At 72.7% G+C, this 19,826-nt stretch carries 21 protein-coding genes and 1 pseudogene; 9 read left to right on the top strand and 13 right to left on the bottom strand.

From position 1 onward, the window contains the following. The 4 genes and pseudogenes from ABT297_RS15660 to ABT297_RS15645 all read right to left on the bottom strand — a co-directional run. Positions 1–194: pseudogene (locus ABT297_RS15660) on the bottom strand (hypothetical protein); the annotation flags it as partial. A 134-nt stretch (positions 195–328) separates the two neighbouring features. After that, positions 329–1,024: an alpha/beta fold hydrolase gene (locus ABT297_RS15655; RefSeq protein ID WP_350549317.1), complete on the bottom strand. Its 696-nt coding sequence runs from the start codon at positions 1,022–1,024 to the stop codon at positions 329–331. Between the two features lie 87 nt (positions 1,025–1,111). Beyond that, on the bottom strand, positions 1,112–1,357 hold the full coding sequence (locus ABT297_RS15650) for a hypothetical protein (protein WP_350549315.1): 246 nt from the start codon (positions 1,355–1,357) through the stop codon (positions 1,112–1,114). A 103-nt stretch (positions 1,358–1,460) separates the two neighbouring features. Beyond that, positions 1,461–1,613 (bottom strand): hypothetical protein, encoded by a 153-nt coding sequence (locus tag ABT297_RS15645; protein ID WP_350549313.1) that lies wholly within the window; start codon positions 1,611–1,613, stop codon positions 1,461–1,463. Positions 1,614–1,693: 80 nt separating this feature from the next. On the opposite strand from ABT297_RS15645, the gene ABT297_RS15640 reads away from it, so the two are divergent. Further along, a complete protein-coding gene (locus ABT297_RS15640; protein ID WP_350549310.1) occupies positions 1,694–2,848 on the top strand; it encodes an MFS transporter in 1,155 nt (384 codons plus the stop codon). Positions 2,849–3,335: 487 nt separating this feature from the next. After that, the gene (locus ABT297_RS15635) at positions 3,336–4,826 is read left to right on the top strand and encodes an SDR family NAD(P)-dependent oxidoreductase (protein ID WP_350549308.1); all 1,491 of its coding nucleotides are present in this window, start codon (positions 3,336–3,338) and stop codon (positions 4,824–4,826) included. 22 nt (positions 4,827–4,848) lie between these two features. Here ABT297_RS15635 and ABT297_RS15630 read toward each other — a convergent pair whose 3' ends face one another. Both ABT297_RS15630 and ABT297_RS15625 read right to left on the bottom strand, forming a co-directional pair. Further along, positions 4,849–5,550 carry a bifunctional nuclease domain-containing protein gene (locus tag ABT297_RS15630; RefSeq protein WP_350549306.1) on the bottom strand — a complete coding sequence of 234 codons (702 nt, stop codon included), beginning with the start codon at positions 5,548–5,550 and terminating at the stop codon, positions 4,849–4,851. 100 nt (positions 5,551–5,650) lie between these two features. Further along, the gene (locus tag ABT297_RS15625) at positions 5,651–6,319 is read right to left on the bottom strand and encodes a sporulation protein (RefSeq protein ID WP_350549304.1); all 669 of its coding nucleotides are present in this window, start codon (positions 6,317–6,319) and stop codon (positions 5,651–5,653) included. Between the two features lie 38 nt (positions 6,320–6,357). Between ABT297_RS15625 and ABT297_RS15620 the strand changes: the two genes are divergently transcribed. Next, entirely contained in the window at positions 6,358–6,759 is a 402-nt protein-coding gene (locus ABT297_RS15620; RefSeq protein WP_350549302.1) for a MerR family transcriptional regulator, read from the top strand. A 632-nt stretch (positions 6,760–7,391) separates the two neighbouring features. Here ABT297_RS15620 and ABT297_RS15615 read toward each other — a convergent pair. Further along, complete coding sequence (locus ABT297_RS15615) at positions 7,392–8,033, bottom strand: FMN-dependent NADH-azoreductase (RefSeq protein WP_350549300.1); 642 nt, start codon at positions 8,031–8,033, stop codon at positions 7,392–7,394. Positions 8,034–8,129: 96 nt separating this feature from the next. Here ABT297_RS15615 and ABT297_RS15610 point away from each other — a divergent pair, with 96 nt between their 5' ends. Continuing rightward, entirely contained in the window at positions 8,130–8,672 is a 543-nt protein-coding gene (locus ABT297_RS15610) for a MarR family winged helix-turn-helix transcriptional regulator (RefSeq protein ID WP_350549298.1), read from the top strand. 6 nt (positions 8,673–8,678) lie between these two features. Here ABT297_RS15610 and ABT297_RS15605 read toward each other — a convergent pair whose 3' ends face one another. Continuing rightward, positions 8,679–9,245, bottom strand: a complete 567-nt coding sequence (locus ABT297_RS15605; RefSeq protein ID WP_350549296.1) for a TIGR03086 family metal-binding protein — start codon at positions 9,243–9,245, stop codon at positions 8,679–8,681. Positions 9,246–9,308: 63 nt separating this feature from the next. Between ABT297_RS15605 and ABT297_RS15600 the strand changes: the two genes are divergently transcribed. Next, entirely contained in the window at positions 9,309–10,613 is a 1,305-nt protein-coding gene (locus ABT297_RS15600; RefSeq protein ID WP_350549294.1) for a DUF6597 domain-containing transcriptional factor, read from the top strand. A gap of 238 nt (positions 10,614–10,851) precedes the next feature. After that, the gene (locus tag ABT297_RS15595; RefSeq protein ID WP_350549292.1) at positions 10,852–11,583 is read left to right on the top strand and encodes a M23 family metallopeptidase; all 732 of its coding nucleotides are present in this window, start codon (positions 10,852–10,854) and stop codon (positions 11,581–11,583) included. A gap of 86 nt (positions 11,584–11,669) precedes the next feature. Here the strand turns inward: ABT297_RS15595 and ABT297_RS15590 are convergent, their stop codons facing one another. Further along, on the bottom strand, positions 11,670–12,023 hold the full coding sequence (locus ABT297_RS15590; protein ID WP_350549290.1) for a VOC family protein: 354 nt from the start codon (positions 12,021–12,023) through the stop codon (positions 11,670–11,672). 36 nt (positions 12,024–12,059) lie between these two features. After that, positions 12,060–14,099: a phosphate acetyltransferase gene (gene pta / locus ABT297_RS15585; protein ID WP_350549288.1), complete on the bottom strand. Its 2,040-nt coding sequence runs from the start codon at positions 14,097–14,099 to the stop codon at positions 12,060–12,062. Positions 14,100–14,117: 18 nt separating this feature from the next. Here pta and ABT297_RS15580 point away from each other — a divergent pair, with 18 nt between their 5' ends. Beyond that, positions 14,118–15,224 (top strand): acetate/propionate family kinase, encoded by a 1,107-nt coding sequence (locus tag ABT297_RS15580; RefSeq protein WP_350549286.1) that lies wholly within the window; start codon positions 14,118–14,120, stop codon positions 15,222–15,224. A 505-nt stretch (positions 15,225–15,729) separates the two neighbouring features. On the opposite strand, the gene ABT297_RS15575 is transcribed toward ABT297_RS15580, so the two are convergent. The 3 genes from ABT297_RS15575 to ABT297_RS15565 form a co-directional block, all read right to left on the bottom strand. Further along, a complete protein-coding gene (locus ABT297_RS15575) occupies positions 15,730–15,993 on the bottom strand; it encodes a hypothetical protein (RefSeq protein ID WP_350549284.1) in 264 nt (87 codons plus the stop codon). A 74-nt stretch (positions 15,994–16,067) separates the two neighbouring features. Continuing rightward, positions 16,068–16,817 carry an SGNH/GDSL hydrolase family protein gene (locus ABT297_RS15570; protein ID WP_350549282.1) on the bottom strand — a complete coding sequence of 250 codons (750 nt, stop codon included), beginning with the start codon at positions 16,815–16,817 and terminating at the stop codon, positions 16,068–16,070. Positions 16,818–16,962: 145 nt separating this feature from the next. Beyond that, positions 16,963–17,310, bottom strand: a complete 348-nt coding sequence (locus ABT297_RS15565; protein WP_350549280.1) for a hypothetical protein — start codon at positions 17,308–17,310, stop codon at positions 16,963–16,965. Between the two features lie 263 nt (positions 17,311–17,573). On the opposite strand from ABT297_RS15565, the gene ABT297_RS15560 reads away from it, so the two are divergent. Then, positions 17,574–18,410, top strand: coding sequence for a nitrilase-related carbon-nitrogen hydrolase (locus tag ABT297_RS15560; protein WP_350549278.1), 837 nt, complete (start codon positions 17,574–17,576; stop codon positions 18,408–18,410). Positions 18,411–18,412: 2 nt separating this feature from the next. Further along, positions 18,413–19,816 (top strand): dihydropyrimidinase, encoded by a 1,404-nt coding sequence (hydA, locus tag ABT297_RS15555; protein ID WP_350549321.1) that lies wholly within the window; start codon positions 18,413–18,415, stop codon positions 19,814–19,816. Positions 19,817–19,826 lie beyond the last annotated feature (10 nt).

Below are 19,826 nucleotides of genomic sequence, written 5' to 3'. Positions count from 1 at the left end.
CGGGCCCATACGGCGGGGATCTCGTTGGGCCGCTGCATCGCCCGGGCGGCAGCGTCGACGGCGGCCATCGCCCCGGCTCCGAGCAGCGCGCCCGTGACGGCACCGCGCGGCCCGCGGTGCGCGGCGAGGGCCGCCCCGGCGGCGGCGCCCATGGCGGCGGCGAACCCGATTCCCTGCGCGCGCTTGGCATCCACGCATCTGTTGTACACGCGGCCGGCCCCGCCGGCACGACCAAGCCCGGCGGCGGGGATGCGCGTCGGACCGAGACCGGCAGGGGACGTGGTGAGGCGCCCCGGCCGGTGTGGCCAGGGCGCCTGCTGATGTCCGGCTACTGGCCGGTGGCGGCTCGCTTGATCAGGTCGGCGACCGCGTCGGGGCGGGACTCGTAGATGGCGTGGCTGCCGGGCACCTCGACGACGGTCGAGCTGGCGCGCTCGGACATCGCCCGCTGGGCGGGCGGCGGGATCATCCTGTCGTCGGTGGCGACGAGGTACCAGCTGGGCTTGGTGCGCCAGGCCGGCTCGGTGACCGCGCCGGCGAGTGCGTCCAGGCCCCACGGCACCTGCGCGTCGGCGAGGAACGCCGCGCGGCCGGCGGGGAGGTCCCCGGCGAAGGACTCGTGGAACTTCTCGCGGTCGAGGAACAGGAAGCCGTCGACCGGCGGCAGGATCGGCGGCACCGGGGCGCCGGGCGGCGGGTCGGCGATGAGGGTGTTGACGGACTCGCCCTTGTCGGGCGCGAACGCGGCGATGTAGACGAGGGCCGCGACCTTCTCGTGGGTGCCGGCCTCGCTGATGACGGCACCGCCGTAGGAGTGGCCGACCAGCACGGTGGGCCCGTCCTGCAGGTTGAGGATCTGCCGGGTCGCGGTCGCGTCGCCGGCCAGCGACAGGGTCGGGTTCTGCACGACGCTCACGTGGTAGCCGTCGGCCTTGAGCAGCTCGTACACCGCCTGCCAGCCGCCGCCGTCGACGAAACCGCCGTGCACCAGCACGACGTTGCGGATGGGGTCACCGGTACTCATCTGATTCCTCCTCGAGAGCTCTGCCGCCACGCTAGGCCCGGCCGCCGCCCCGCCGATTACGTCATTTGACTTGGAGATGGCGCACGGTCACACCTCGGCCGGGAGGATCGCGATGAGCTGGGTGGGCGGCTCCAGCGCCTCGACGATCGTGTCGCCCTCGAGCCAGAGGCCCCCGGCCCTGCACACGAGCGCGGCCGCGGCCTCCACGGGACAGGGCAGCGGCGCCCCGCAGGCGCCGCAGCGGCTGGGGTCGTCGGGGTCCCGCGCGAGGTGGCGGGTCTGCAGCTCAGCGGCGGTGGTCACCAGCACGCTGTCGGGATCGAGGTGCAACATGCCGACGATCGTGCCCGCGCGGGCCCGCCCGCCCGCGCCGTGAAACGGGTGATCCGGCGTTTTCACCCCCGGCCCACCCGCGCTGTGCTGCGCGAATGTTGGTTCAGCGGCTCGGCCGGCCCGTGCCGGGGCACTGGTCGGCGCCGGGAGCCGCGCCGTCGGGCTGGTGCGGTGGCGTGGGGGAGCCGGCGTTGACGTGGACGCGGGCGCCGCAGACCGGGCAGCGGCTCATGGCCTGGGCCGAAGTGGACGACATGACGGGTACATGCCCGCCGTCCGTCACGTTGGAACATCTCGGCGTTCGTCGGAGTTTTCGCCGATGGCATGATCGCGGCCATGTCGGTCTCCGCAGTGCTGCGCGCCGCGCAGGTCGCTCGGGTTCTCGCCGCCAGCACCGTCGGGCGGCTGCCGCTCGGGGCCGCGCCGGTGGCCCTGCTGCTGTACGCGCGGGAGAGCCTCTCCATCGGCGCCGCGGGCCTGCTCGTGGGCGTGTACACGGCCGGCCTCGCCGTCGGAGGGCCGGTCCTCGCGCGCATCGCGGACCGGTTCCGCCAGCCGCCGGTCATGCTCGGCGGTGCCGTCGTGTCCACCGCCGGGTTCGCGATCCTGGCGCAGGGCGTGTCGCTGTGGGCGGCGGTGCTCGCGGCGCTGCTGGCGGGCCTCGGCGCGCCGCCGTTCGAGGCGGGGCTGCGGGTGCTGTGGCGGGACCTGCTGGACGAGGAGCAGGTGCCGACCGCGTACACGCTGGACATCGCTGTGCAGGAGCTCGTCTTCATCTGCGGACCGCTCGTCGCCGGGGCGGCGGTCGCGCTCGGCGGCGGGGTGGCCGGCGTGTACACCACCGCCGCGCTCCAACTGCTCGGCACGATCTGGTTCGTGACGACGCCGGCCGTGCGCGGCTGGCGCGGCGCGCACGCGGAGCGTCACTGGGCCGGCGCGCTGCGCTCGGGCCCGCTGCGGCTGCTGCTGATCGCCGTGGTGCTGGTCGGCGCCGGGGTGGGCAGCCTGCCGGTGGCGATCCTCGACTACGCGGAGACGGTCGGTCACCGCTCGTGGTCGAGCTGGCTGCTGGCCGCCCAGGCGTGCGGCGCGCTCATCGGCGGCCTGGTCAACACGCGGCTGCGGGTCGGCGGCCGGTGGCTGCCGCTGGTGGCGACGCTGCTCGGCCTGGGGTACGTGCCGCTGTTGCTGACGCCCTCCTCGGTGGTACCGATGGTGCCGCTCACGGTCCTGTGCGGGCTGTGCCTGCCGCCCCTGCTGGCGGCCGCCTTCCTGACGGTGGACCGGATCGCGCCGGCGGGCACGGCCGCGGAGGCGTTCGCCTGGGTCGCCACGGCGTTCGCGGTCGGCGCCGCGGCGGGCGCGGCGATCGACGGCGCGATCCTGGACGCCGCCGACTCGACCCGCGCGGGCTTCATTCTGCCGCCGGTGGTGATCCTGCTCGCCGTGCCGTGGCTGCGCCCGGTAGCCCGCAGCGCCTCGAAATCATGATTTGCGCCACACTCCACGCGGCTCGCGGGCCCGGCGGTCAGGCCCGCGGGTCTGACCGGTCTTGCAATGGGCCTGGCGGGGAGGCCTGCTGGCCTGGTCGGTCTTGCCCACGCGAACCTGGCGGGGAGGGCCGCCGGACCCGACGGGTCTTGGCACGGCGGACCTGGCAGGGCCGGGGCCGCCCTTAAGGCAGGCCCCGGCCCGGTGTCTGGCGGGAGCGGCGGTCCGTGGGTGACGCGGGCCCGAGCCAGGAAAAAGGTCCGTCGTCACGGACGGTGGATCATCGCCCCGACTTATGCAGATATGCCGGATTTGTCGCTCGACTGGTGTTTACTGAGGCGGTACGAGGATGACGCGGTGCCACCGAGGTTCAGTGCAACGGGGGACGGTGGTGGCCGCGGAGCGGCGGGTCCGGGGCGGCAAAGGGCGCCCTCCGGACCCGTTTTCCGTTTGGTACGGGGCCTGGGACGTTGCGTACAGTTCCTGCGTGACTCCGCACGACCCTCAGACCACCGGCATCAGTGACCCCACGGCGACCCTTCCGGGCATCGCCCCCGAGCGGCTGGCGATCTGCCTGGCCGTCTTCGACGAGCTGCAGGCGCTGCCGCCGGACCATCCCGACGTGCTGCTGGTGCGGCGGGCGACCTCGCACCTGTACAAGAGCGTCAAGCGGCAGCGGCGCAGCGAGCGGCGCGCCGCCGTGACCGAGGCCGACCGGCTGGTCACCGAGGCGACCGCGACCGGCGCGCCGGGGCGCATCGACGACGAGACGCAGGGGATCCCGCTGGTCTCGCCGACGATCGGGGCGAGCGCCGGCCAGCTGCTGCGGGCCCGGTCGTGCTACACGTGCAAGACGCGGTACATCGACGTCGACGCGTTCTACCACCAGCTTTGCCCGCCGTGCGCGAAGCTCAACCGCGAGCGGCGCGAGCAGCGCACCGACCTGACCGGGCGGCGGGCGCTGCTGACCGGCGGCCGGGCGAAGATCGGCATGTACATCGCGCTGCGGCTGCTGCGTGACGGAGCACACACCACGATTACCACCCGGTTCCCCAACGACGCCGTGCGGCGCTTCGCCGCGATGGCCGACAGCGGCGACTGGCTGCACCGGCTACGCATCGTCGGCATCGACCTGCGCGACCCGGCGCAGGTCGTGGCGCTCGCCGACGACGTGGCCGCGCGCGGGCCGCTGGACATCCTGATCAACAACGCGGCGCAGACGGTGAAGCGGACGCCCGGCTCGTACTCGCACCTGGTGGCGGCCGAGTCCGCCCCGCTGGTGCTGGAAGGGCCGATGCCGGACGTGGTGACGTTCCACAAGGCGGACCCGCACGCGGAGCTGACGCTGGAGGCGGGGCTCGACGCCGACACGGCGCCGGCGATGATCCCGCCGGACGCGCTCACCGCGCTCGCGCTCACCAGCCGCAGCGCCACGCCGGAGCGCATCGCCGCGCTGACCGCGATCGACGCCGGCGGGCTGGTGCCCGATCTGGCCGACACCAACAGCTGGGTGCAGACGGTCGAGGAGGTCGACCCGCTGGAGCTGCTCGAGGTGCAACTGTGCAACGTGACCGCGCCGTTCATCCTGGTGAGCCGGCTGCGCCCGGCGCTGGCGGCATCGCAGTCCCGGCGCAAGTACGTGGTGAACGTGTCGGCGATGGAGGGCCAGTTCAGCCGGCGGTACAAGGGGCCCGGGCACCCGCACACCAACATGGCCAAGGCCGCGCTGAACATGCTCACCCGCACCAGCGCCGAGGAGATGCTCTCCGACGGCATCCTGATGACCGCGGTGGACACCGGCTGGATCACCGATGAGCGGCCGCACCCGACGAAGATGCGGCTGCACGACGAGGGCTTCCACGCCCCGCTGGACCTCGCCGACGGGGCGGCGCGGGTCTACGACCCGATCGTTCGCGGCGAGCGCGGCGAGGACCTCTACGGCTGTTTCCTGAAGGACTACGAGCCCTCGAACTGGTGAGAACCGGTGACCGGAGTCCGGGTCAGCGCAGCTGGTACAGCAGCGTGAACTTGCCGACCTGGACCTCGTCGCCGTCGTTGAGCGTGGCGCTCTTGACCCGCTCGCTGTTGACATAGGTGCCGTTGAGGCTGCCCATGTCGAGCATCGAGTAGCCGAAGCCGCCGCTGTTGCGGTGAAACTCGACGTGCTTGCGGGACACGGTGTTGTCGTCGAGCACGATCTGGTTGGCCGAGTCGCGGCCACAGCGCACGATCTCGCCGTCGAGCGCGAACTCCGCGCCGGCCTCGGCACCCTTGCGGATCAGCAGGGTCGCGCGGCCCGACGGCAGCTTCTCCATGTGCGCCGTCAGGTCCAGCGGCTGCGTCGGCCCGTCGGGCGCGGCGACCGACGCGGAGTTGAGCAGCTCATCGGTCGTCACGATCGGCACGCCCCAGTGGCGGGCCAGGGCGATCGCCTCCAGCGGCGCGGCGGGCACGCGGATGCCGGGGCCGAGCACCAGCTGGAACGGCCCGTGCGCGGCGACCACCTCGACCGCCCGCAGCGGCGCCTGGAGCGCGGTCAGCGCGCGCTGGAACAGCTCGGCGCTGATCGGCTCGTCCATGCTGCGGGCGCCGCCCTCGACGGGCAGCTGCAGGTGACGTCCCGTGGTTTCGTCCTTGAGCAGGACCACGGGACGGCTCTGCCAGGTCTGCGCACGCACACCTACCACGACAAGCTCTCGCATGCCCGCCTCCCGAGTCCGTAGCCAACGAGTGCAGTGCCAACCTCGTGCGCACAACGGTACCGTGTCGGCCGATCGTCCCCCTGGCCCGGTCGGTTGAGGTCTATTGCCGTATGTGCCCGATCTGCCGCATCAGTCGGTCGACCTGTGCCGCCCAGTCGACCTGTTCGCGCCGTTCATGGCGGGTGCGCAGGCGGCCGTCGAGCACCAGTTCGACCTCGTCGGCGCCGGTCGTGAAGCCGACAGCGACCTCGGTGGTCACGTCCTGGTACTGCGGCGCTACCCAGAATTCGAACACCTGCGAGACGTCGGCGGACTTGAGCCGGAACCCGAGCGCCCGGAACGCCTCGAGCGCGGCCGCCTCGGCGGGCAGGGGATGCACCGCGACGGGGTCGAGGTCGCCGGGGTCGACCGCGAACGCGACCTCCAGGTCGGTGCGCACGCCCACGGCCAGGCCGGGCACGCGTTCGCCGTACACGTGCGTGACGGGCGTGTTCAGGGGGACCATGAGCCGCATCGGTACCTCGTGCGAGACGCCCGCCGGGAGCCGGAACCCGCCGCCGACCTCCTGCTGCGTCAGCTCAACCGTGCGCGCGCCGGCCCTCGTCACCAGAGTCAGCACGATCCGCTCGATCTCGACGCCGCGCTCGCCTCCGGTGAGACGCACCGCCCCGCCGAGGACCTCCCCGGGGCGTGTCACGGGATTTTCTAGTACCGTATCGACGGTCGGCCCGCCCACGCCCATGGCGCGGCGCAGGCTCTTGAAGACCATGGCGGGCACACTAGCACGCGGCACTGTAGGGTTGGGTTGTGTCAAGACTGCTGCGGATCGGGGAGCTCGCCAATCTTGCCGGCGTGTCGACGCGCACCGTCGACTTCTACACCGGGCTCGGCCTCATCGAGTCGACCGAGCGCACGGCCGGCAACTTCCGGCTTTACGACGCCACGTGCATCGAGCGCATCGCCGCGATCAAGGTGCTCGAGGCCAACGGCGTGAGCCTGGCCGACATGGCCGGCGCCCTCGAGCGCGGCGCCGGGGACCTGACCGGCCAGCTCAGCCAGGTGCAGGGCGACCTCGAGACATTGCGGCAGGCGGCCGACCACGCCGGGCCGGCCGCCCACCAGTTGCTGCTCGCGCTGACGGCGCGGCTGCAGTCGCTCGTCCACACCGCGATCGAGCTGACCAACAACCTGCCCCCGCTGGGCGGCTGACCCGCCCGGAGCCCGGGCCGGATCAGTCTCGACACCTCGCGGCGGCATTGTTTTATTTCGACGTTTCGGGTTTGTCCGAAACGCGGATTTGTGCAGTGGAAGTGGTGGCCGTGCGGTTGCTCGCGGTTGTGGGACGCCCGCGACGCGGAGACGGCTCGCCCGGATGGAAGTGGTGGCCGTACGGCTGCTCGCGCGGTTGTGGGACGCCCGCGGTTGGAGGCGGCTCGCCTAGATGGAAGTGGCGGCCGTTCGTGGTCGTCGGACGCCTGCGGCCAGAGGCGGTGTGCCCGTGTGGCGGCCGCGGTCCCGGTCGAGCACCGCGCCGGTCGGTGGTGAGCGCGTCGCCGGCCCGACCGCCCGCTTCCCACCCGGCCGCACAGACGCGACCGTTCGCGGTTGTGGGACGCCCGCGGCCAGAAGCGGCTCGCCCGGCTGGAAGCGGTCGGGCGCGGATGTGGGGGTGCGGCCGGAGGTGGCCTGCCCGGGCTGGAAATGGCTGTTCGCGGTCAGCAGTCGCGGCCGGTCGCGGCCCAGTCGCGGTTGTCGCCGGTAGCCACTCACGGTGAGGCGCGGTTACCGACGCGGCCGGTCATGGTTGTGGTCACGGTGAGGCGCGGTCGACGCGCGCTCTGTCAGGCGCGGACCAGATCCGCGACTCGGCGACCGTGCGCGGCGGCGTTCTCGTGCCCGGCCTTGAGCAGGTCGGCGGCGAGGCCGCGTAGCGGCGCCATCGCCGGTGTCACGTCCGCCAGTGTGAGCTCGGCCTCGGCGACGTGCAGGTCGAGGCCGAAGGTGTCGCCGAGGATCCGGCGCAGGTACGGGCTCGCGTGGTCCCAGCCCTCCTTCGGCGCGCCGGGACCATAGCCGCCGCCGCGGCTGAGCGCCAGCACCGCCGGTCGGCCGGCGATCGGCCGGTCGCCGTTGGCGCCGAAGCGCTGGTTCAGCAACAGCAGGTCGATCCAGGCCTTGACGTGCGCGGGGAGGCCCCAGTTGTACAGCGGTACCGCGAACACGTACGCGTCGGCGTCGAGCAACTCGGCGCCGAGCCGCTCGACCAGCGCCGCGGTCTGCGGCGCCGGCGGCGCGGACGGGTCCACCGCGTGCCGGGCCGCCTTCGCCCACAGGTCGGCGGGCAGCGGTTCGAGGCCCAGGTCGCGCCGGGTTACGACCGCGTCGTGGTGCTCGGCGAGCCAGGCCTGCTCGGCGGTGTCGGCGAGCGCGCGGCTCACCGATCCGGTCGTGCGGATGCTCGCGTCGAGTCGGAAGAGATGCATGGTGCCGGTACCTCCGCGGTGTCCAGTGGCAATGCAGAAAGTCTGCGACACAGAACATCTGGTGGCAAGCGTGAGTGAGCTGCTTATCATTGCTCCATGACGCAGGCGCCGGAGAGCCCGGCTGACACCCATGTCGACCTCCAGTCCGACCTCGGTTGGGCGCTCGGCGTGCTGCTGCGTGGCTACGCGAAGGGCGCCCAGTCGGTCATCGCCGACGTCCCCGGCGGCCCTCGCGGCTATCAGGTGCTCACCTCCGCCGTCGACGGCACGGCCTGCACCCAGCTCGCCCTGGCCAACAAGCTGGGCATCGACCGCACCGTCATGACGTACCTCCTCGACGACCTCGAGCAGGCCGGCGTCATCGAGCGCCGGCCCGACCCCGCCGACCGCCGCGCCCGCCGCATCATCGCCACCGAGGCGGGCCGCGCGACCCTCTGTGCGCTGCAGCGCAAGCTCCGCCACGTGGAGGACCTGGTGCTGGGCGCCCTGCCCGAGGACGAGCGCGCCCAGTTCCGCGCCTTGCTGCGCCGGGTTGCGGTCAGCCTCGACGAGCGCGACCCCCTCGACGACGCGTGCAGCGTCATCGAGGCCGTGGGCGTCGAGCCCGCCACTCGCACCCGCCGCCGTAAGAGCGGCTGATCGGGGTTATGCGGTCGGCGTCCAGCGCGGATCGCGGCCGCTGAGGCCGAGCGCTCGCTCCAGCAGCGGGGCGTCCGGCGGGACGGGGACATCCGGGCCGTACACGCCCATCGAGCGGCCCTGGTCGGCGGAGCGGGCGATCTCGGCGTACAGCAGGCGCAGCACGTCGTCGCTCCACCCGACCGGCACCCCGAGCGCGCGGGCCAGATCCCAGCCGTGCAGGACGAATTCGCCGAGCACCATCCCGCCGACCCGGTCCGCCGGCAGCGCGGCCGTGGCCATCCGCGTCTCGCCCGCCCACGCCTCCGGCGCGCCCCACGCCTCCGGCGCGCCCCACGCCTCGGCGAGCCGTTCCAGTTGCTCCCGCACTGACCCGTATGCGGCTCCCGGCGGCACCGACTCCTTGCGCGCCGCGCCCTCCAGCGGCGGCCCCCACTCCAGCAGGTGCCCGCTCAGCGCCCGCACGTCCCACCCCGAACAGGGCGTGACCGTCCCGAGATCCGCTTCCCCGATCCGGTCCACGACGCCGAGGATCCCGAGCGCCGCCTCCCGTAACAACATGTGCTTCTCCATGCAGGGGAAGATCCCGCATGGGTACCGCCCGAGTCTTGAACAAACGCGACGCCCCCGGCTGGCATGATTGGCCGGATGCGCGACAGCCGCGAACTGGCCGGAGCGTGGTCCCGCTTCCAGGGCCACGGCTTCGCACCCGCCGCCGACGATCTGGCCAGGCTTGTCGCGCGCTACTGGTGGGCCCGCTGGGACTTGCGCGGCGAGCCCGACTATCGACAGTTGATCGTGCCGCAGCCCAGCGTGCAGCTCACGTTCCCGGCCGACGGCCCGCCGATGGTCCGCGGCGTATCGCGCGGCCGCATCCAACGCACCCTGTCGGGCCTCGGCGCCGTGTTCGGCGTGACGTTCCGCCCCGCCGTGTTCCGCCGCTTCCTTGACACGCCCGTGGACGCGCTCACTGACCGCGCCCTGCCGGCAGCGGCGGTCTTCGGCCCGGACCTCCCATCCCTAAAACCGGGGCCCCTGATCCGCACGGCTGGGGCCGAGGCGTCGACTCGGACCGCCGGGGCCCAGGCGGTGACGCGGACGGCCGAGGTCGAGGCGTTGACCCGGACGGCCGGGGCTCAGGCGGTGATGCGGACGGCCGATGTTGAGGCGTCGATCGGGACGGCCGGGGCTCAGGCGGTGATGCGGACGGCCGATGTTGAGGCGTTGACCCGGACGGCCGGGGCTCAGGCGGTGATGTGGACGGCCCGGGCCAAGGCGCCGGCGGCCGGCAACGGCGACACGGCAGCGTGGGCCGTGGCGGTCCTGGCCGCGGAGTTCGAGCGCTTCTTGCGAGCCCGGATGCCGCCCGGTGACCCGGTCGGCGATGAGGTCGCCGGCTGGGTCGCGGACATCGCTGCGACGCCGGCCCTGCGGCGGGTCGACCAGCTCGCGGAGCGCTACGGCACCGGCGCGCGGCGGTTGCAGCGCCTGTTCGCCGAGCACGTCGGCGTGAGCCCGAAATGGGTGATTCGCCGCTTCCGCCTGCATGAGATCACCGAACGCATGGGGCTCGCGCGCCCGGCGAGACGATCGACTGGGCCGGGCTGGCCGCCGACCTCGGGTACGCCGACCAGGCCCACCTCGTCCGCGACTTCGCGAACATGTTCGGCGAGCCGCCGACCAGCTATGCGGCCCGCTACTGACGTGGCCGGCGGCGAGGACCCGGCGACAGGAGAGCGCATCACGAACGTGTCCGGCGATCCGCCCGGCCGGCTACGCCACCTGCTCCTGGCGCGGACGGGGCGGGGAGCCGGGGCTCGAACGCGAAACGCGGAACAAAGAGTGACCGTCAATTGGGCGCTTGGCATCGCGAGAAGCCGAGTTCGGGCGGCGCAGGACGTGCCTGCGATCTGCGTTGCCCGACCATCATGTTCGCCGTGATCACGGAGTAAAAATGCACAGAAAGCAGCACGTTCGCTCCGTGATCAAGGAGAACCCCGTGCACTGTGGGCGCCGGGGCGCATGACCACGGAGACTTTGCTCGCGGACTGCCGCTGCCAGCCAAGTGACGGTCGCTCACAAGAGTGCGGGCGTCGATCGGTCGGGAACTCGGGGCGGCGGGATGGCGCGGGATCGCGCGGCTTGGGGCGCGGCGGCGCGGCGCGTAGGGTGGCGGGCGATGTCTTCGCCGCGTATGAGTCTTGCCGCGGTCGCGTTGCTGGCCGTGTTCGGCGCGGGCGGCTGCGGCGGCCCCGCCCCCGCCGGTGATCCGGCGCCCGTCGCCCAGGAGTCGCAGGGACGGCAGGTCGGCGGCGGTGACCCATCGGCCTCCGGGAACGTCGGCAACGGAGCCAGTGCGAACGCCACCAGTGCCGCGCCCGGCGGCGGCACGACGAAGCATGCCTTCCCGCTGCAGGGCAAGGGCTCCTACTCGCGCGACCACCACGACTACCCGGCCTCCGACATCATCGCCAACTGCGGCCTCAACGCGCTGTCGCCGGTCGACGGCACGGTGCTCGAGGTGGCGCGGGTCGACAAATGGACCGCGAAGGTCAACGACGGGGCCACCCGCGGCGGGCTGTCGGTGTCGATCCTCGGTGCCGACGGCGTGCGGTACTACATGTCGCACTTCTCGTCGATCAACGACGGCATCGAGGCGGGCGCGACGGTGGCTGCCGGGCAGCCGGTCGCCAAGGTCGGCCGCACCGGCGACGCGAGCGCCTGCCACATCCACTTCGGGCTCTCCCCGGCGTGCCAGAAGACGGGCGACTGGTGGACGCGGCGCGGGGTCATCTGGTCGTGGTCCTACCTGGATGCCTGGAAGGCCGGCCAGGAGAAGTCCCCGGTCGCCGAGATCGACGCCTGGCAGAAGCAGCACGGCTGCCCCGCGAAGGCCACGGTCGACCGATAACCGGGCACCCCGGCCACCAGCCGACGGCCCCGGGCCAGCCCCAGGCCAGGGGCAAGGCGCGTGCGGCGGAGGCCGGGGCGGCCGGGTCAGTCGTGCTCGAGGCAGAAGGGGTGGCCGGCGGGGTCGCTGTACACGCGGTAGCCGGTCTCGGTCGTCGACAGCAGCTGCGCGCCCATCCGCAGGGCCTTCGACTCGGCCGCGTCGATGTCGTCGACCCGGATGTCCAGGTGCAGCTGCTGCGGATAGTTCGGGTCCGGCCACTGCGGCGGAATGTGGTTGGGCGCCAGCTGGAAGCTGAGGACCCGGCCGGACTCGTCGCCGACGTCGATCCAGTCGCTCTCGACCTTCGTGATCTGCAGGCCGAGCAGCTCCGCGTAGAAGCGCGCCAGGGTGTGCGGGTCGGGCGTGTCCAGCACGACGGTGGAGAGTTTCGCAGTCATGCCCTCCATCGTGCCCCTGGGGTACGACAAGAAACGCTAGGCGCCCTGAGCCTGGATCGCGGTGATGGCGACGGTGTTCACGATGTCCTTCACCGTCGCGCCGCGCGACAGGTCGTTCACCGGCTTGCGCAGGCCCTGCATGACCGGGCCGACCGCGACCGTGCCCGCCGAGCGCTGCACCGCCTTGTACGTGTTGTTGCCCGTGTTCAGGTCCGGGAACACGAAGACCGTCGCCTGGCCCGCGACCGGGCTGCCGGGCAGCTTGGTGGCGGCCACGGCCGGGTCGATCGCCGCGTCGTACTGGATCGGGCCCTCGACTGGCAGGTCGGGGCGGCGCTCGCGCACGATCGCGGTGGCCTCGGCGACCTTGGTGACGTCGGCGCCGGAGCCGGAGGTGCCGGTGGAGTACGACAGCATCGCCACCCGCGCCGTGACGCCGAAGCGGGCGGCGGTGTCGGCCGAGGACAGCGCGATGTCGGCCAGCTGCTCGGCGTCGGGGTCGGGGTTGACGGCGCAGTCGCCGTAGACGAGGACCCGGTCGGGCAGCAGCATGAAGAAGACGCTGGAGGCGACGCTGAGGCCCGGGACGGTCTTGATGATCTCGAAGGCGGGGCGGATGGTGGCGGCCGTGGTGTGGGTGGCGCCGGAGACCATGCCGTCGGCGTGGCCCAGCTGCACCATGAGCGTGCCGAAGTACGACACGTCGCGCACCACGTCGCGGGCCAGGTCGAGCGTGACGCCCTTGTGGGCGCGCACGTCGCGGTAGACCTCGGCGAACTCCTCGCGCAGCGGGCTGGTCACCGGGTCGATCAGCCGCGCGGCGTCGACGTCCAGGCCCAGGTCGCGGGCCCGGGCCCGGATCGCGGCCGGATCGCCGAGCAGGGTCAGGCCCGCCACGCCCCGGCGCAGCAGGATGTCCGCGGCGCGCAGGATTCTCTCCTCGGTACCCTCGGGCAGCACCAGATGCCGCTTGTCCGCCCGGGCGCGGTCGATGAGGTCGTACTCGAACATCAGCGGCGTCACGCGCGCCGAGCCGGTCAACTCGAGCACGTCGGCCAGGCCCGCGGTGTCCACATTCGACTCGAACGCGCCGAGGGCGGCCTCGACCTTGCGCGGGTTGGCCGCGCTGAGCCGGTGCTCCACCCGCGTCGAGGCGGCGATCGTGTCGTAGCTGGCCTTCGGCACCGACAGCACCGCGAGGCCCGGGTTGAGCCGCTCGAAGAGCTCCAGCGCCGCCGGGTCGGGCGCGATGCCCAGCGTCAGCACGATCCCGGCCAGCGGCACCAGACCCGAGGCGTGCGCGGCGCCCGCCGCGACCAGCAGGTCGGCGCGGTCGCCGGGAGTGATGAGCAGGCAGTCCGGGGTCAGGTGCGTCAGCAGCGCGGGCACCTGGGCGGCGCCGACGACGTAGTCGAGCACGTCGCGGCCCAGCGCCGCGTCTCTGTCGCCGCGGCCGGCGGTGACCACGCTCGCCCCGAGCTGGGCGGCGACCTCGCCGACCGTGGGCGCGCCGATGGTGGGCACGTCGGGGATCACGTAGCAGGCGACCGGCAGCTTCGGCGGGGGTACGACCGCCGGGGTCTTGTTGAGGATCACGGCCGCGACCGTCGCGTCCAGGTCGGCCAGCGCGTGATAGGCCTGCCGGGCCTCGGAGTCCAGCGTGGCCTCGTCGGCGCCGGAGCCGTTGACGACCGACACGACCACGGCGCCGAACTCGTTGGCGAGCCGGACGTTGAACGCCAGGTTGTCGTCGATGTCGGTGCCGATGACGACGACGGCGTCGTGCTGCTGCGCCACGGGCCGGAAGCGCTCGACGATCTGCCCCACGAGTTCCTCGGACCGCCCGGAGGCGAGCATCGCCGACGCCTCCGCGAAGGTCACGCCGGTCAGACGATCATCCCCGATGTCGTACCGCAGGCGCAGCAGATCCAGCAGAACGTCCTCCGCCGCCGGGGCGACCGGCCGGAACACGCCGATGCGGGGAACCTTGCGGGACAACAACTCGGCGAGTCCGAGGGCCACGGCCGACTTGCCGGAGTCCGGTCCGTGCTCGACGAGGTACACGATGCGGGCCACCGCAGTAGTCTGCCTGGCATGATCCTGGTGCTCAACAGCGGCTCCTCCTCGGTGAAGTTCCGCGTCGTGGACCTCGACGACCCCACCGCGGGCGAGCGCGGCCTGGTCGAGAAGATCGGCGAGCCGGGCGGCGTGCCGGACCACGCCGCCGCGATGGAGCAGGTGCTCGACGGGCTCGGCGCCATCCCGATCGAGGCGGTCGGGCACCGCATCGTGCACGGCGGGTCGCGCTTCGAGCGCCCCGCCCTCGTCGACGACGCCGTGCTCGCCGCGCTGCGCGAGCTCATCCCCCTCGCCCCGCTGCACAACCCGGGCGGCATCATCGGCATCGAGGCGGCCCGGGAGATGCTGCCGGCGGTGCCGCACGTGGCCGTGTTCGACACCGCGTTCCACGCGACCCTGCCGCAGGCCGCCGCCACGTACGCGATCGACCGCGACCTCGCCCGGCGGTACGACATCCGCAGGTTCGGTTTTCACGGCACCTCGTGCGCCTATGTCGCCGGCCGCACCGCGACCCTGCTGGGGCGGCCGCTGGAGGAGCTGAACCTCATCGTGCTGCACCTGGGCAACGGCGCCAGCGCCACCGCCGTGCGGGGCGGGCGCAGCGTCGACACGTCGATGGGCCTCACGCCGCTGGAGGGCCTGGTCATGGGCACCCGCTCGGGCGACCTCGACCCGGCCGTCGGCTCCTACCTCAACCGGGTCGCCGGGATGGACTTCGCCGCCGTCGACGACGTGCTGCTGCGCCACGCCGGCCTGCTCGGCCTGGCCGGGGTCAACGACATGCGCACCGTGCTGGAGCGCCGCGCCGCCGGCGACGAGGACGCGGCGCTGGCGTTCGACGTGTACTGCCACCGCATCCGCAAGTACGTCGGGGCCTACCACGCCGTCCTGGGCCACCTCGACGCGATCGTGTTCACCGCCGGCGTCGGTGAGCACGCGCCCGCGGTCCGGGCGGCGTCGCTGGCCGGCCTGCAGGCGTGGGGCATCGAGGTCGACGAGGCCCGTAACGCCGCCGGCGAGCGCATCGTCAGCCCGGACGGGGCGCGGGTCGCGGTCTGCGTGGTGCCCACCGACGAGGAGTACTCGATCGCCGAGCAGACCGCCGCCCTGATCCGCGGCTGAGGGCGCGCGGCTCAGACGGGGCCGATGAGGCGGGCGCGCGCGGCCCGGCGGAACGCGGCCACCAGCTCGCTGTGGTCCCCGGCCCGGGTGGCCAGCAACGACGGGGCTCGGCGGCACGCCTTCCAGCGGGATCGTGGTCAGGTCCGGGCGCAGGCCGTTGACCCGCGGCCCGGCCGGGGCGATCGCCACCGCCTGCCCGCCGGCGATGAGCTCGAACTCGGCATCGAGAGAAGCCGAGTTCGGGCGGCGCGGGCCGTGCCTGCGATCTGCGTCGCCCGATAATCATGTTCTTCGTGATCACGGAGTAAAAATGCACAAGGAAGCAGCGCGTTCGCTCCGTGATCACGGAGAATCGCCTCGGGCCTGGCTGGCGGTGCTCGTGTGGCGCTGCTCTGGCCGGACCGACGACCAGCCGTGGCGGACAGCCCGGGGTCATCGAATGGGCGCGCCGGGCCGCCAAACCGGTCGCCGTCTCGGGCGGTCGCGCAGCGAAGGTGTTGCGGGATCAGGCTGACATGCGTTGGCGGCCGGGTGACAGCAGCGCGGCGGTGATGGCCGCGGCGGCGAGTGCGGTGCCGGCGCCGATCGCGATCAGGTGGTTGAGTCCGTCGGCGAAGCCGGCGGTGGTGGGTGGGAAGGTGCCGAGCAGGGCGCCGTAGACGGCGATTCCGAGGGCGAACCCGACCTGCAGCGCGGTGTTGTTGACCCCGGACGCGACGCCGACCTGCGATGGCGGGACGTCGACGGCCAGGGAGCCGAGCGCCGCCATCCTCGACCGCCTGGCGCACGAGCGCGATGCGGCGCACGCAGGTTCATCCTGACCGCGTCGCCGCGAACAAGGACCTACGCGGGGGCGGCGGTCCAGTCCGGATGCTTGGCCGCCCTTCCGTCGCCCGACGAGCGGCCACGGAGGCGGCGGCTGACCCACGGCAAGACGTGCTCGCGGTAGTAGCGTGCCTCGGCCAGCAGGCGGCGGGCCGGCGCCGCCGCGGCGTCGGCGCGGTGGTCGGTGGCGGGCAGGCCCAGGGCGCCCAGCACGAGCCCGGCCACCCGTCGGTGGCCGGTGGCGTTGAGGTGCAGGCGGTCGGCGGACCAGTACTCGGCGCGGCGGATCTCGGCGTCGCCGAAGACGTTGACGAACAGGACGTCGTGGCGCGCCGTCAGGTCCTTGACCGCCTCGGTGAGCAGGTCGCCGCGGCGGCGCAGGACCCGGCCGAACGGCAGGTGGTCGGAGGGGTCCGCGCCGCTGAGGACCATCAGCCGCACGCCCGCGGCGGAGCAGCGCAGCACCGCCCGCTCGGTCAGCTCCAGCAGGCGGTTCAGGTCGGCGCCGCGGCGCATCATGTCGTTGCCGCCGCCGTTGAGCGAGAGCAGGGTCGGAACCGGCGACATGGCCAGGGCGGCGTCGAGCTGCTCCGTGACGATCGGCTCCAGCAGCCGGCCGCGGATGCCGAGGTTCGCGTACCGTACGGCACCGCCGTTCGCCGCGGCCAGGCCCGCCGCCACCAGGTCGGCCCAGCCGCGTGGTGAGCCGTCCGGGCGCTCGTCACCCATCCCCTCGGTGAAACTGTCGCCGATCGCCACGTATCGCATGCGCTGTCCTCTCGTCCCGTCGTCGCTGCCGGCCGTGCACTGTCAGACTCCCGCGTCGCCGCCCGGGCGGCCAGGGGCCCGCGCCCGGTTGTCGCGGCCGTCACGCACCAGCCGGCGCGGCGGCTCCGGATGGCTGCTCGGCCGGTCACGCGTCCGAGCCGGTCACGTCAGTGCCAGCCGCGGGGTGGTCGGTGGTCGGCGGTTCGCGGCCGCGCAGGCCGCCGCCGGCGGCCTCGGCGAGGATGCCGGCCAGCGCGTCGAAGTCGTCGCGGACCAGGCCCGCGGTGATGCGGACGTGGTCGGTGTCCAGGCGGCTCGCCCTCGAAGGGGCCCGGGGGCCACCGCGATACCGTGCCCGAGCGGCCGTGGGTCTGGATGGCCGCGCCGCGCCGCGCCACACCACGCCGCGCCACACCACACCGCGCCGCGCCGCACCACGCCGCACCACGCCGCGCCGCACCACGCCGCGCCGCACCACGCCGCGCCGCACCACGCCGCGCCGCGCTCACCGTCGTCGGGCAGATGCCCAGCGCGCGGGCCGCGTCGCGGACGGTGGGCAGGCCCAGCGCCGCGGGGTTGAGCGCGGGCAAATCACATCTCCGAAACATTCGGTAACGCTCGGCCGATTGTCCGCCTAGATTTGTGTCGTCAGTGTCTTACGGCATCCGACCCGAGACAAGATCAGGGGGCGCGGCCACCAGATCACTACCCGCCGGCCGCAACCGGCCACAGTGGACTGACCAGAGAGGGGCAGCTATGACAGTCATCCGGGCCGCCATCGTCCAGACGCACTGGACGGGCGACAAGGAGTCGATGATCAAGGCGCACGAGGACTACGCCCGGCAGGCCGCCGCCCAGGGCGCCCGGGTGATCTGCTTCCAGGAACTGTTCTACGGCCCGTACTTCTGCCAGGTGCAGGACTCCGCCTACTACGAGTACGCCGAGTCGATCCCCGGCCCCACCACCGAGCGCTTCCAGGCCCTCGCAGTCGAGCTGGGCCTGGTCATGATCCTGCCGATGTACGAGCAGGAGCAGCCCGGCGTGCTCTACAACACCGCCGCCGTCGTCGACGCGGACGGCAAATACCTCGGCAAGTACCGCAAGAACCACATCCCCCAGGTGAAGGGCTTCTGGGAGAAGTTCTACTTCCGCCCCGGCAACCTCGGCTACCCCGTCTTCGACACCGCCGTGGGCAAGGTCGGCGTCTACATCTGCTACGACCGGCACTTCCCCGAGGGCTGGCGCGCGCTCGGTCTGGGTGGCGCGCAGATCGTGTTCAACCCGTCGGCGACCAGCCGGGGCCTGTCGGCGTACCTCTGGCAGCTGGAGCAGCCGGCCAGCGCCGTGGCCAACGAGTACTTCATCGGCGCGATCAACCGCACCGGCATCGAGCCGCTGGGGGACAACGACTTCTACGGCACGAGTTACTTCGTCGACCCGGAGGGCAGGTTCGTCGGCGAGGTCGGCGACGCGCACAACCCCGAGCTGATCGTCCGCGACCTGGACATGGACCTGCTGGCCGCGGTCCGCGACCGCTGGCAGTTCTACCGCGACCGCCGCCCCGACGCCTACGGCGAACTGGTGAGGCCGTGACCATGAAGCTGATCAAGGGCGGAACCGTCGTCGGCCCGCAGGGCGCGATCCCGGCCGATGTGCTGATCGTCGGCGAGAAGATCTCCGCGATCTTCATGCCGGGCGACGGGCCGGCCCAGGGCGACTTCGAGGTCGTCGACGCGGCCGGGAAGTACGTCATCCCGGGCGGCGTCGACGCGCACACGCACATGGAGCTGCCGTTCGGCGGCGCCTTCGCCAGCGACACCTTCGACACCGGCACGAAGGCCGCCGCGTTCGGCGGCACCACCACCATCATCGACTTCGCCGTCCAGCGCACCGGCGAGGTGGTCCACGACGGCCTCGCCGCCTGGCACGCCAAGGCGGCCGGCGAGTGCCACGTCGACTACGCGTTCCACCAGATCCTCGGCGGCGTCGACGACGAGTCGCTCGCGGCGATGGACCGGCTCGTCGCCGACGAGGGCGTGACCAGCTTCAAGCTGTTCATGGCGTACCCCGGCGTCTTCTACAGCGACGACGGCCAGATCCTGCGCGCGATGCAGAAGGCCCGGGACAACGGTGCCATGATCATGATGCACGCGGAGAACGGCCCGGCCATCGACGTGCTCGTCAAGCAGGCCCTGGAGCGCGGCGAGACCGACCCGATCCACCACGGCCTCACCCGCCCCGAGGCGCTGGAGGCCGAGGCGACCAGCCGCGCGATCTGGCTGGCGAGCGTCGCCGCCGACTGCCCGCTGTACATCGTGCACCTGTCCGCCGCCAGGGCACTCGAGCAGGTCGCGGCCGCCCGCGACCTCGGCCGTAACGTGTTCGCCGAGACCTGCCCGCAATACCTGTACCTCACGCTCGAGGACCAGCTCGGCGCGCCCGGGTTCGAGGGCGCCAAGTGGGTGTGCTCGACCCCGCTGCGCAGCAAGCACGAGAGCCACCGCGCCGACCTGTGGAAGGGCCTGCGCGGCAACGATCTGTCAGTCGTCTCCACCGACCACTGCCCGTTCTGCTTCAAGGACCAGAAGGAGCTGGGCGTCGGCGACTTCTCCAAGATTCCCAACGGCATCGGCGGCGTCGAGCACCGCGTCGACCTGCTCTACCAGGGCGTCGTCGACGGCAAGCTCTCGCTGGCCCGCTGGGTGGAGACGATCGCGACCACGCCGGCCCGGATGTTCGGCCTCTTCCCGCGCAAGGGCATCATCGCGCCCGGCTCCGACGCCGACATCGTGCTGTACGACCCCTCGGCCCGCACCCGCATCAGCGCCGAGACGCACCACATGAACATGGACCACTCGGCCTGGGAGGGCTACGAGATCGCCGGCAAGGTCGACACGGTCATCTCCCGCGGCACCGTGATCGTCTCCGGCGGCACATACCACGGCCGCAAGGGCCACGGGCAGTTCCTCCGCCGGGGACTGTCGGACTACCTGCTGTAGAGAACCTGGG

It is taken from the genome of Dactylosporangium sp. NPDC000555 (assembly GCF_040300025.1).
GTDB lineage: Bacteria > Actinomycetota > Actinomycetes > Mycobacteriales > Micromonosporaceae > Dactylosporangium.
Note: the sequence above shows the minus strand (reverse complement) of the source record. Positions and strands in the feature narration are given on the sequence as shown.